We start from the raw sequence: 13544 nt of genomic DNA, 5'->3' as shown, positions 1-13544 counted from the left end.
CATGAAAAAACACTTTTTTATATTTTTAATTCTATCTTTCTGTTTTACTTATGGACAAAAGGAGAAGACAAAAAAAGAATCAGATACCATTAAAGTTCTGGCGAAAACAACCACTACTACGAATAATTCAACCAATAAAGATGATTACTTAGCTAAAGCTTTTACTGTTACAACTCCTGAAGTTTCACAATTAATTAAATCTGAACTCATTCCGATTAATTATGCAACCGGCAGGGCAGAATATTCAATTCCTATTTTTGAAGTTAAAGAAGGAAATATTAGCGTTCCGGTAATGTTAAAATACTCATCAAACGGGGTAAAAGTAACTCAGGAAAGCACGAATGTTGGATTAGATTGGGTTTTAATAGCCGGAGGTAATGTGACAAAGTTTGTTAATGATATTGATGATAATAAATATAGAGTCAACCAGAATTCAAGTAATTATCCCCGTGCAGAATGGGATGAATCTTCGCTAACATGGATAACAGTGTATGATGCATCCTCAGATTGGGGGCAGTATGTAAGTAAAAAAGGACGACTGGTTAATGATAGTGATGTTGAATTTATGCCGGACTCCAAAATTACTGCCGCATCTTCAAATTACGAGCAATATACAGATATGGCGGCAGACACTTTTTTTGCAGTCGCACCTGGATTAAATTCCAAATTTTATTTAAATAAAAAAACAAATCAGGACGGCAATTGGGATACAAGATTTAGTACGTACGGTTACAGAGGCCATGAATTAGATGGGTTTGGCAACAAAATTTATGTCAACAAGTATGATAAATTTGACATTAGTAATGTTCCCAATAAAGGATGGATGGGATGGAATACTGTTTTTCCTACGGAGTGTAGTATGAAATTGGGCAATCTTGATAATTATGCTATACAGAATAATTATTCATTGTTAAGAAACAATGCTAAAGATTATGATCAGTTTCAGGTAATCAATGCATATGGAAATGTATATTCATTTAAAACAAACGATGTCAATATCAGTTCCACAACTGAGTTTCCTTTCAGTAGTTTTACAGATTCATCACCTGAATATCCCAAAAGTGAAATGTCAATATGCAAGCTTATCTTAAAAAATAACTATAATATTGATATTAATACGTGGAATCTCGATTCTATACTGGATGTTACTTCCAATAAAAAAGTAACTTTTACCTATAAAGAGTTCCAGCAATCTCAGACTAAGCTTAAGGATCTTGATAAAGGTAAAGTAATTTTAAGTTCATATATTATTAATTATGGAAATGGGGGCAGTATTATCAATTATCCGGGAGGTGGTATTTCACCCGTAGATTATACCAGCAATAAATATGCTCAAAATACTGTATATCATTATGTAGAAGAAATTAACTGGAGTGAAGGTAAGGTGAAATTTTTCTATGATTTTACCAGATCCGATGCTTTTGATGATAATAATAACGTAAATCCTAAACGGGCACTTTCCCAGATTATTGTTTATGATGTTAACGGGCAGATTGTTAAAAAGGTGAAACTAAACTATGGTTATTTCAAAAATACGCAAGTTTCAAGTGACCTGGATTTAAGATTAAGATTAGACGATGTTGTATTTTATGATAAAGATGATACTTTTCTCTACAATTATAAACTTGATTATAATCCCCTTCCAATGCCTTCAAAAGGAACTTCGGAAGCTACCAAAAATTATAGAGATCTTTTCGGTAATTTTAAACAGCAATCGGCCGGAAATTTTCCTAAAACATATTATCAAATCATAAATCAGAAGTTCAAATTTGATAATCTTCCACTTAATGGAACCACTTTTTTATATGGTGATATAGACATGACTCCGGATAATCAAGCGTCTATAGGAATGCTGAACCAGATTACAACTCCTACAGGAGGGTATTTCCAATTTGCATATGAGCTAAATAGATTTCTTTTGAATGGCCAGGAACAACTGGGTGGTGGAGTCAGAGTCAAAGAACAAAAGATACTTGATGACTATACGGCCAGAACGATTAAGTATAAATATCTGAACGATAGTGGCGCTTCTTCGGGGACTATAGGAAGTATGCCTTCTATGACTACTAACAGAATTGGGGGATGGTACAACAGTGTCAGCGATTCCGGTGTTGCTTCTTATCCGGCGGTGTATTTGTCACAGCAGAATATGCCTGAAACTGATGACGGAAGTTTTGTGATATATGAAAAAGTGACCGAAGAAGAAACCGGAAAAGGAAAGCAGGTGTTTTCTTTTACGGGATTTAGTAATTATCCTAATATTTATCCTCACACAGAAGATCATACGGGTGGTGTTTATGGAAGTAGGCTTGTGGCGAATGAAAATTATTTCAAAAACCGCAGCCATTTAAGAGCAAAGTTGATTAGCAAAGAAGTTTACGGTGAAGGAGCAGCTTTTCCAATGCAAACAGAAACCTATATTTACAAAATCGGGAAGGATGTTAGTACAGATTTTAATGTATACTTTTCTAACTCATATATTTTTAAACCTTCCTGGAGTCTGATTATTGATAATACTCCAGAAAATCTTGTATTATATAAAAAGATTAACCGGAATAATTATTTAAGTATCAGTAACTTTAATGAAGAACAGGTCACAAAGGAATATTTTGGAGCCAACCCGGTTTTAAATAATGGTGTACCAATATCGTACAATTATCAGGAACCCTTTTTTCTCCCAACAAAAGAGAAGATAACTCATTTTGATGGAAGCATTACAGAAAACTCTTTTGCCTATCCTTTGACACAGGGAATGCAATACTTGATTAATTTAAATATTGTTGCCAATTCACAACTTCAAAGTTCAATCAAGAAAAAAAATGATACGGACCAGGGAAAGGTCATATCAACAGTATATAAAAATTTTCCATCAAGCCAGGCTGATGCTGATTTGAAAACAGCTGGATTCCCCTTGCCTTATGCCGATCTTTCTACCAATATCCTGATTAATTCACCAGTTGTACAAATGACATACGATAAGTTTGACAGCAAAGGAAATTTACAGCAATTTACAAACAGGGAAGGTGTGCCGACCACTGTTATCTGGGGGTATAATCAGACAAAACCCATCGCTAAGATAGATGGAGCTAAATTCTCAGATATTGATTCCTCCCTTATTAGCAGTATTGTGAATGCTTCAAATAACGATGCAGCGGCTTTGCCAAACAATGATGAGACTGCATTATTAAGTACTTTAGATAATTTCAGGGGTAATTCTGCTTTTGCAGCATATCAGGTAACAACCTATACTTATGATCCACTGATAGGGCTTAGAAGTATTACAATGCCGGCTGGTACAAGAGAGAGTTATATTTATGATAATGCATTGAGGCTTCAGAAAATAACAGACAGAGCAGGAAAAACTGTAAAAGAGTATAAATATGGATATGTACCTACGGTTTACTATTATAATACTTCCAAAAGTCAGTCATTTACAAAAAATAATTGTAGCCAGTCAGGAGCAACTCCCGCACCTATTGTTTATACTGTGCCTGCAGGAAAGTACTCCTCCACTATAAGTCAGACACTGGCAGATCAGACAGCCCTTAATGATATTGCTGCTAATGGTCAGTATTATGCCAATGCCAATGGTTTATGTAACTCTACAATATCTTGCAGTCTTTCATTCAATACATCTATAGGGATTTCGGGAGGAGGAAGCGCTTCTGTTACTACTAATGCAATGTATAAAGTAAGTTTTGGGTTTTCCTCCGGATCAAACTCAGTCAATTTACCTTGGACGACAACAGGTGTAAAAGTGGCTGACATTGTAGGAAACTGCAGGCCAACATCAGATTATTCATCTTACAACGGACAGGTGTATTATACAATTAAAACCAATGGGGAGATTATAATAAGAAGACATTTGGGAGTTTCTACCCCCAACAATACTTCCTATAATTATGAGCTATACTTTCCCGTAAACTAATTAACCATGAAAAAAACTCTGATTTTATTATGTATGCTGTTTTTGGTAAGTACATTGTATGCACAAATACAAACTGTACCCAGCAGCAACGAAAATTATATTTATACTAAAAACTATCTTGATTATCCTGCGTCTGGTGATCCTAAAGTTTCTGAAACAGTTCAATACTTTGATAAATTTGGAAGACCCAAGCAGCTGATTAATGTAAAAGCAACTCCACAAGGTAAAGATTTGGTGACACCAATTAGCTATGATGAATTTGGCAGACAAGTAGATTCATGGCTCCCTTCACCAATGAATACTCTTAATGGAGCTATTCAGTCAGGCGTTAACTCGAATGCTACAAATTATTATGGAGATAATTTTCCATTTACTCATAAAAATATTGAAGCTTCTCCAATAGAAAGGGTCTTATCAAATGTGCAGCCGGGGCTGGCCTGGCAAAACCATCCTGTTAATTTTAAATATCAGGCTAATATTCTGGACGATCATGTGGCCAGATTCGTTACAACCACAACCGTAACAGACAATACCACCTACTCAAAGGTTGTCTGGGAAAATGAGTATGCGGTAAATCAGTTATATAAAAGTATAGTAACTGATGAGGACGGAAACAAAGCGGTACAATTTACAAATGGATACGGAAACATAATACTGCTTCGTAAGATATCACAGGATGATGAAAATGCAGATACTTATTACGTTTATAACGAATTTAATCAGTTGGCTTATATTATTCCGCCCAAAGCGGTTATGGATTTTTTTAATGCATATGGAACGGGAAGCAACGTCGAAGTTCCGGAATTTATTCTAAATGATCTTTGCTATCAATACCATTATGATGGACTAAACAGGCTTGTGGAAAAAAAGCTCCCCGGAAAAGGGTGGCAGTATATGGTGTATGATAAACAAAACAGATTAGTATTGGCTCAGGATGCGAATCTTGGAGCTGCTAAACAATGGATGTTTACAAAATATGACCAATTCAGCAGAATAGTTTATAAAGGAATTTATACAAGTTCACAGGCTTATGGAAGCCAGGGCAGAATTTTTGAACAAAGTACAATCAATACCTTCACCAACAACAATACATTAAGACAGGCTTCTATAGGATTTAATAGTGCAGGAATGGAGGTCTATTATCCGGGTAATACTACCTATCCAACTGTTAATTTTAAATTGCTCAGCGTAAATTATTACGATACTTATCCGCCGTATAGTTTTAATCCGGCACATCCAGCAAATGCGGTTACGGATAATATTACTGATGTTAATAATACCAAAGGGCTTGGTTTATTAACACTGATAAAAAATATTGAGAACGATAACTGGACTAGGAATTATTCTTATTATGATGTGAAAGGCAGGGAAATCGGAACCTATTCTATCAACCATTTAGGAGGCTATACTTCTACAGAATCTGTACTTGACTTTTCAGGAGCAGTAAAACAAACTATTGTGAAACACAAAAGGCTGAATACTGATACGGAGAGGATTATAAAAGAAACATTTGAATATGATTCGCAAAACAGATTACTTGTACATAAACATAAGGTAGATAATAATACAGAAGAGATACTGACTCAAAATACATACAACGAAATTTCCCAGCTGTCAGGCAAAAAAGTTGGAGGGGCAGGTTTTTCTAATCCCCTTCAGACAATAGATTATCAATATAATATCAGGGGCTGGATGACAAAAATAAATGACCCAGATAATCTTGTAAATGGGAAATTATTTGGTTATTCCATTAAATATCAGAATCCTGAAAATACTGAAGCATACGCAATCTTTAACGGAAATATTTCTGAGATCGACTGGAAAACACAAAGTGACAATGTTTTAAGAAGATATGATTTTTCTTATGATACTTTAAACAGATTCGCATTTGGCCGTTTTACAACTCCGGGTGCTACAGTCATTGAAAATAATTTTTATAATGAATGGGCAGACTATGATATTGGAGGTAATATCAGAAGTTTAGGCAGATATCAGAAATCATACAATAATCAACCGCTTCTTATAGATAATTTAACGTACACTTATACGGGCAATAGGCTGATTTCTGTCAAAGATAATTCTGGTAATTACAGCGGATATCCTGACAGTTCCGGAAATACTATTGGATACGATCTCAATGGAAATATGACAGATCAGAAAGATAGAGGGATTGTGGATATCAATTACAACCATCTCGATCTGGCAGATAAGTTTACTTTCGATCAGACCTACGTTGTAAAGGATTTGTTTTTGGGAGACCTTATAAAAAATGTTACAACTCAGTATCTTTATAGATCGGATGGTGTAAAGCTGAATAAAAAATATATTTACGGAGTAGGTAAAAATACTACGGAGTCCTCTACAGTGACGGATTATCTGGATGGTTTTCAGTATGAAGTGCAGGGGAATACAACACAAATATTCCCTCCGGTTTTAAAATTCATTCCTACCGCTGAAGGATATTATAATTTCGAAAATAATAAATATGTTTACAATTATTCAGATCATTTAGGAAATGTAAGGCTTAGCTATACAAGCAATGGGACAGGCGGAGTAGAGGTTATTGAAGAAAACAACTATTATCCTTTTGGATTAAAGCACCGTGGTTACAATGATGGTGTTGGAAATCCTTCATATCAATACAAATATAACGGCAAGGAACTTCAGGAAGAATCCGGAATGTACGACTACGGAGCAAGAATGTACATGCCAGAGATTGGAAGATGGGGAGTCCTGGATCCGTTGGCTGAAAAAATGACAAGGCTGAACCCTTACAATTATGCCTTTGATAATCCGGTAAATTTTATTGATCCGGACGGAAGAGAAGGGGCTGGCTGGGGCTATAGAAATGGAGCATGGGTCTTTTTGCCTGGAATGCAGCAGGGAGATGAAGAATATACAAAACGAGGTTTCACAGATTTCCGCCCTGACGGAAGCGTTGTAGATAATGTTGTCATTACCAACAGTTCTGAGCAGAATACGGGACATACCTATCTGGGTTTTAATGGAGAGGCAAAATACGTTACGCAGGGCTCATCTTTAGGAACAGCAATTCCACTTACTGTAGGCTGGGGAAATACGGGAGTCGGAACAGGTACGGGTACTATAGCCGGAACCGGAGCAGGACTTTCATTATTAACGATCCTTGCTTCAGCTGTAGCAATCTGGACACTGCATGGAGATGCTGCGGTTGATACTCCGGCAGACGAACCTGAAGACTTAAATAACTTATATTTGTACAGAAATATGAGAAGTGTTGGAGGACTTCCTGAATTGGGTAACTCTCTTAACACTTTAGGAATAAGAAATAAGGATATGTCTAATAATATCTTTGGTGAAATAAAAGCTGATACGGATTATGTTTATGGCAGTTCAGGAATGGGAATGTCAGTAACACCAGGATATGGCAATGTTGTTCCGGTTGTAGAATTTGCTACTCCTAAAACAACTCTATTTAGAATAAAAGCCACAGATGTGTACAGATCCGGCTTAGGTATCAATGTAGATAAGATCAATCATGCAAATATAACACCAGTCGGAAGAATAATGTTACAACAATTTAGAACCCAAATACAAGCTACAGCACCATTATGGAAACCAGTAAGATAACAGAAGTAAATCATATTATAGATACCTATTTGAATTTTGAATCCCTTTCAACTATTGATGATGAGCAATATAAAGAGGTTGTAATTGAATTTTTTAAAAAGCTGGATCAATTAAAGAACAAAGGGTTGCATAATGATGATGAGCTTACACGTTTTATCAATGAAAAATATTTTGGGATATCAGAAAAATTTGAAGAAAATCCTATTTATGAAGAACGGATTCAGACGATCTTTCCAGAAATAAGTGAGTATTGCTCGCCTCCTTATTTTTGGAGTACACCGCTAAATGATTATATGAAAAATAAATGGGGATTAATTATCAATGATACTGATATACAATCATAGTTCCAAGCCGAACTAAAATCATGCTCTAATAGAATGCCAATATCCTCTCATTTTTGAGAGGGTATTTGTAAGTTTTTAAGAATTGAAATTGAACTCAATATTATCGTGAAGAATGGAACAGCTGTCGTTCAAAATAAAATTTGGGGCTATCCAAACTCTTTTTTTACTGATATAGAAAATGTCTTAGAATTATATGGTTGAAAATAAGGAGTATATAAATATTATCTTTACGTATAAACTTAAAAGATGCTATTCAAACACACTTCCGGAAGATTGGCTCTTATAAATCAGTTTGATTTGCTAGAATAATTATTTTATATCTTAACGATTGATAACATATTGGTTGGTGACCAAAATATTAGCTGAGAAAAGAGCTGGAATATTGTGATTCACTTTTCTCCAATATATTATATGATGTGGACTAATTAGTAAATTTATTTGAACTAAAAAGGATAGTGTGCTCTTTACAGAATACATAAATTTGTATATAAACAATTTCATGGGCAGGCACCGAGCACATCCCGTTAACAGATTATTTAAAAATTAAACTTATGAAAGTATTGGTCATTGGCGCAAATGATCGAGTAGGATCTCTCTTGGTTAATAAATTAGCTCGTCAGCATCAGTTTTAGCAGGCTCAAGAGATCCAAATTCAGCAAATAATACAGATCCATATTGAGCACGTTTATATTGATCTGCTCAGCAATGCTGATACGCTTGCAGAAAGTATGAATGGTATTGATACCATTTATTTTGTCTCCGGATCGCGTGGGAAAAATTTCTTACTGGTATCACCAAATGCTTTGATAATTTCAAAAATTTCGTTTTCAGTTAATTCTTTCGGAAGATTTTCTTTTTCGGAAAGTAATAGAGGTCCACTTGAAACAGCACTTGCACATACCACTTCGCCATTGGCAATTAGACTAGGAATTGTTTTATTTCCTGCGTGAAACATTTGTAAAATTTCCAAAATGGGAAATGGCTGATTAAAGAAAGAATCGGGTATTTCGTAATGATTGAATTGAGAACAATTTCATAATACAAAATTGTAAAGTATTAAGTCTTTTCAAGATTTTTTTAAGCGATAGAATTTTTTGTTTCGACAGAGAATTCTATTGACGTTTTACTTCTGTAATGATTTTAGAGCTGATTAGTTTGATTTTCTTAACTTTGAAAAATGAAAGAAAAGCTAAAAAGAGTTGTTTCGGAGTTTAATACTGAATTAAAACTAAAAGGCTTCCGTGCATTCCAGATTGAACAGGATGGAAGTGAAACCCGTGTCTACAGCAGAAAAGAATTTTATAAAATCTGCCTTACGACAGGGAAAAGTAAAATTCATTATTCTGATAAAAGTTTCGAGCAGGAAGGAACGGTGCTTTTTTTTGGAAATCCGCATATTCCGTATTCCTGGGAAACCATTTCAACAACTTATAAAGGCTATACCATTCTTTTTTCTGAGGAATTTTTCAAGAATTCTGAACGTTCCGAAAGCCTCCAGCAATCTTCTTTCTTTAAAATTGGCGGAACTCCCGTTCTGAAAATTACCGAAGAACAGAGACTCTTTCTCAATACGATTTTTCAAAAAATGATTGCTGAGCAGAAAAGCGATTATGTCTACAAGGATGAGCTGATTCGCAATTACATCAGTTTAATTATCCACGAATCTTTGAAATTAGAACCTGCAGAAGATTTTGACCAGAACAAAAATGCAGCATCAAGATTATCGTCCGTTTTTCTGGAACTGTTGGAAAGACAATTTCCCATCGAAACTACAGACCAATCTCTGCAATTGAAATCAGCTCAGGATTTTGCAAAAAATTTGAATGTTCACGTTAATTATCTCAATCGAGCTGTGAAAGAAGTTACAGGAAAATCCACAACGACTCATATTACGGAACGAATTCTCACAGAAGCTAAAGCATTGCTGCAGCACACCGACTGGAATATCTCAGAAATAGCTTTCGCATTGGGATTCGATTATCCGACATATTTTAATAATTTCTTTAAAAAACAAACCGGAACCAATCCAAAAGCATTTCGTTTGACTGAGGTTTGATTTTCTTAATTTTTGGTTTGATTATCATTAACTGTCAGAACTACGCTGTTTCTAATTTTGTATCAGTAATTTTTAAAACAAAATTCAGATATGAAAATAATAACAACAGTGATGGCTCTGTCCTTTCTTTTCATGGGACAGGCATTTGCGCAGAATAAAAAATCAAATCCAGGAAAAATGAATGCAACAGAACAAAACGAACATTATACTTTCCAACTCAGTGATAAAGTTACCCGAAAAGCAGTTACCTTTAAAAACCGTTACGGAATCATACTTTCCGGAGATTTATATCTTCCAAAAAATGCAGAAAACGAAAAACTGGCGGCGTTGGCAATCAGTGGACCGTTTGGTGCGGTGAAGGAGCAGTCTTCAGGTTTGTATGCCAATCAAATGGCGGAAAGAGGTTTTGCTGTTATCGCTTTTGACCCTTCTTACACAGGCGAAAGTGGTGGCGAACCAAGAAATATAGCTTCACCCGACATCAATACCGAAGATTTCAGTGCAGCTGTTGATTTCCTGGGACTTCAGAAAAATGTAGACAGAAATAAGATCGGGATCATCGGAATTTGCGGATTTGGAGGAATGGCACTGAATGCTACTGCAATCGATAAGCGAATAAAAGCCGTTGCGACCACGAGTATGTATGATATGACAAGAGTGATTTCTAAAGGATATAATGATGTAGTTACACTTGAGAAACGAACAAAAAAACTCGTAGACCTGAATCTGCAAAGATGGAAAGATGTAGAAACCGGGGAACAAGCATATCCATCTTCTCATCTTCCGGAAAAATTAACTGGCAGTGAGCCTCAATTTGTAAAAGATTATTTTAATTATTACAAAACTCCAAGAGGTTTTCACGAGCGTTCAGTAAATTCAACAAAAGGTTGGAGATTGACCAGCGCACTTTCATTTATGAATATGCCCATTTTAAGTTACATCAAAGAAATTTCACCGAGACCTATTCTTTTAATTGCTGGTGAAAATGCACATTCAAGGTATTTTTCAGAAGACATTTACAAAATGGCTGCGGAACCGAAAGAATTGGTGATTATTCCGAATGCGGTTCACGTTGACTTATACGACAAGGTAGATGTGATTCCTTTTGAAAAACTGGATAATTTCTTCAGAACCAATTTAAAATAATTGAACATTGCAATAGCTGAATCTGCTTTTTTAAAAAGCGGATTCATCCTTTTTATTTCTTTAAATATTTAATAATGAGTTTTAACGAAGATATCTTTACCAGACTAAAAAATGGTGAAACAATAATGCCCGGCGATCCGGAAATTCACAAATTGCTGGAAGCTTCTTATAAGGTTAAGAAACAATTGATTGAATTAAATAATTCTACAGAACCGGATGAGATTTTAAAAATATTAAGTCAAATTATCGGCAAAGAATTGGAGAATGTAGTGGTGTTTACACCTATTTACATCAATTATGGAAAGAATCTCAATATTGGTAAAAATGTATTCATCAATTTCGACTGTACTTTTCTGACTCTAGGAGGACTTACCATTGAAGACGATGTTTTAATCGGCCCGAAAGTAAACCTGATAACGGAAAATCATCCTTTAGAACCTCAACATAGAAAAGGATTAATTGGAAAATCCATTTTAATCAAGAAAAATGCTTGGATTGGAGCCAATGCAACCATTTTACCGGGAGTTACGATTGGAGAAAATGCTGTAGTTGCAGCCGGAGCGGTCGTTTCTAAAGATGTTCCGGACAATGTTGTGGTGGGAGGAGTTCCTGCAAAAATCATCAAAACAATTGCATAAATTAAATGTAAAACAATGAAATATTTAATCATCATTCTTTTAGCGTTTAGTCCAACTGTAATCGCACAAAATAAAGTAAATTCAAACAAAATAAAATCAAACGAAATGAGTACAGATATTCCTAAAATAAGTGATTTTCCGACAGGTGAAGAAAACACGGCTTATGCGCAGTATTTTATTGGCAAGTCCTATTTGGCGCCACTTACAAGCAATAAAGATTTAAATGTTCCTCTTTCTAATGTCACATTTGAACCGGGTTGTCGTAACAATTGGCACAGCCACACAGGCGGACAGCTTTTGATTGTTGTAGGTGGCGAAGGTTTATATCAGGAAAGAGGAAAACCCGCACGTCGTTTAAAACCCGGAGATATCGTAGAAATTGCTCCGAATGTTGAGCATTGGCACGGTGCCAATGCTGACAACTGGTTTTCGCATTTAGCAACGAATGGAAATCCGCAGACCAATCAAAATGTTTGGCTGGAAGCTGTTTCCGATGAAGAATTTGCTGAAGCCAACAAAAAATAATTTTCAATGATGAGCAAAAACAAGTTTCTACAATGGATAATTCTTTTTATTCTCACATTAAGTATAACAAAAATGAATGCACAAGAAAATAAAACCAATCAAAATTTGAATGCTAAAGAACAAAGTTTGGTAAAGATTTCTTCACTCACGACAACTGGAAATCTAGGAAGTCTAAAACTTCAGTTGAATGCCGGATTGGATTCTGGTTTGACGATTAATGAAATTAAAGAAGTCTTGGTTCAATTGTATGCGTACTGTGGTTTTCCGAGAAGTCTGAATGCTATTAATACTTTTAAATCAGTTTTAGACGAAAGAAAATCAAAAGGTATTAATGATATCGAAGGAAAGAAAATCATTGTCGAAAATAATGTTGAAGACAAATATGAACAAGGCAGAAAAACCCTTGAAGAACTCACAAAAATGCCACAAACCAAACCAGCACCAGGTTTTGGTGAGTTTGCTCCACGGGTTGACGCTTTTTTAAAAGAACATCTTTTTGCCGATATTTTTGTGAGCGATGTGCTGACTTATAAGCAAAGAGAAATCGTGACGATTTCTGCTCTTGCTTCTTTGGATGGAGTAGAAGGACAGTTGCAATCGCATATCAATATGGGAAAAAACACAGGAATTACTGAAAATCAATTAGCTCAATTGGCTGATTTGGTTCAAGAAACCGTTAATAAAACTCAGGCAAATACAGCTCGAAAAATCATTGGAAAACCGCTTGTTCCGATTATTGAAAACGACATGATGATTCGGATTTCCGAAATTGAAATTATCCCTGAATTTTTAGAAGAATATAATTCTATTCTGAAAGAAGAAGCTTCAGCATCAGTAAAGCTGGAGAAAGGTGTGATTGCAATTTTTCCGATGTATCAAAAGGAAAATCCAACTCAGATAAGAATTGTAGAAATCTATGCGGACAAAGAAGCATATCAGTTTCATTTGCAAACGCCACATTTTTTGAAGTATAAATCATCAACCTTGAAAATGGTAAAATCCCTGAAATTAATAGATATGGAAAGTATTGACAAAGAAGCGATGTCTGATATCTTTAAAAAGATAAAGTAGTATTAGACCAGTAAATTGTAATATAAAGTCATTTTATTTACACGTTTAATTTTGAAATTTTTTTTAAAGACTTTAGAGAAATTAGTCTAAAAGAAATTCAATAAAAAATTATTTATGAGGAAGATAACTGTATCTTCAAATACGTGCTTCATTTAAGCCAACTAAAACAAAAATTGTAAAGCTCATTTTTATCAAGTAATTTTTTTTGTAGACTAATTTTAGTACAA

Annotated in this window: 9 protein-coding genes; 8 read left to right on the top strand and 1 reads right to left on the bottom strand. The window is 35.0% G+C overall.

The features are described from left to right. Window position 1: 1 nt before the first annotated feature. Genes ACTJIP_RS01110 through ACTJIP_RS01100 form a run of 3 tightly spaced genes read left to right on the top strand, consistent with a single transcriptional unit; the run spans window position 2 to window position 7881 of the window. Window positions 2-3928 (top strand): DUF5977 domain-containing protein, encoded by a 3927-nt coding sequence (locus ACTJIP_RS01110; protein WP_440703995.1) that lies wholly within the window; start codon window positions 2-4, stop codon window positions 3926-3928. 6 nt (window positions 3929-3934) lie between these two features. Continuing rightward, a complete protein-coding gene (locus tag ACTJIP_RS01105; protein WP_440703994.1) occupies window positions 3935-7537 on the top strand; it encodes a DUF6443 domain-containing protein in 3603 nt (1200 codons plus the stop codon). Next, window positions 7519-7881 (top strand): hypothetical protein, encoded by a 363-nt coding sequence (locus ACTJIP_RS01100; protein ID WP_077418711.1) that lies wholly within the window; start codon window positions 7519-7521, stop codon window positions 7879-7881. Before ACTJIP_RS01105 ends, ACTJIP_RS01100 begins: the two co-directional genes overlap by 19 nt. Window positions 7882-8629: 748 nt before the next feature. On the opposite strand, the gene ACTJIP_RS01095 is transcribed toward ACTJIP_RS01100, so the two are convergent. Next, a complete protein-coding gene (locus ACTJIP_RS01095; protein ID WP_077418712.1) occupies window positions 8630-8836 on the bottom strand; it encodes a hypothetical protein in 207 nt (68 codons plus the stop codon). 222 nt (window positions 8837-9058) lie between these two features. Here ACTJIP_RS01095 and ACTJIP_RS01090 point away from each other — a divergent pair, with 222 nt between their 5' ends. The 5 genes from ACTJIP_RS01090 to ACTJIP_RS01070 all read left to right on the top strand — a co-directional run bounded on the left by ACTJIP_RS01090 (window position 9059) and on the right by ACTJIP_RS01070 (window position 13317). Next, a complete protein-coding gene (locus ACTJIP_RS01090) occupies window positions 9059-9937 on the top strand; it encodes a helix-turn-helix domain-containing protein (RefSeq protein ID WP_077418713.1) in 879 nt (292 codons plus the stop codon). A 90-nt stretch (window positions 9938-10027) separates the two neighbouring features. Further along, window positions 10028-11083 (top strand): alpha/beta hydrolase, encoded by a 1056-nt coding sequence (locus tag ACTJIP_RS01085; RefSeq protein WP_219072919.1) that lies wholly within the window; start codon window positions 10028-10030, stop codon window positions 11081-11083. 74 nt (window positions 11084-11157) lie between these two features. Further along, window positions 11158-11721 carry a DapH/DapD/GlmU-related protein gene (locus ACTJIP_RS01080; protein ID WP_180564082.1) on the top strand — a complete coding sequence of 188 codons (564 nt, stop codon included), beginning with the start codon at window positions 11158-11160 and terminating at the stop codon, window positions 11719-11721. 15 nt (window positions 11722-11736) lie between these two features. Continuing rightward, entirely contained in the window at window positions 11737-12246 is a 510-nt protein-coding gene (locus tag ACTJIP_RS01075) for a cupin domain-containing protein (protein ID WP_180564081.1), read from the top strand. Between the two features lie 6 nt (window positions 12247-12252). Continuing rightward, window positions 12253-13317, top strand: coding sequence for a carboxymuconolactone decarboxylase family protein (locus ACTJIP_RS01070; protein WP_180564080.1), 1065 nt, complete (start codon window positions 12253-12255; stop codon window positions 13315-13317). The last annotated feature ends 227 nt before the right edge of the window (window positions 13318-13544 follow it).

It is taken from the genome of Chryseobacterium sp. 22543 (genome assembly GCF_052044565.1).
Taxonomy (GTDB): Bacteria; Bacteroidota; Bacteroidia; order Flavobacteriales; family Weeksellaceae; genus Chryseobacterium.
This window is presented reverse-complemented; position numbering and strand designations above follow the sequence as displayed.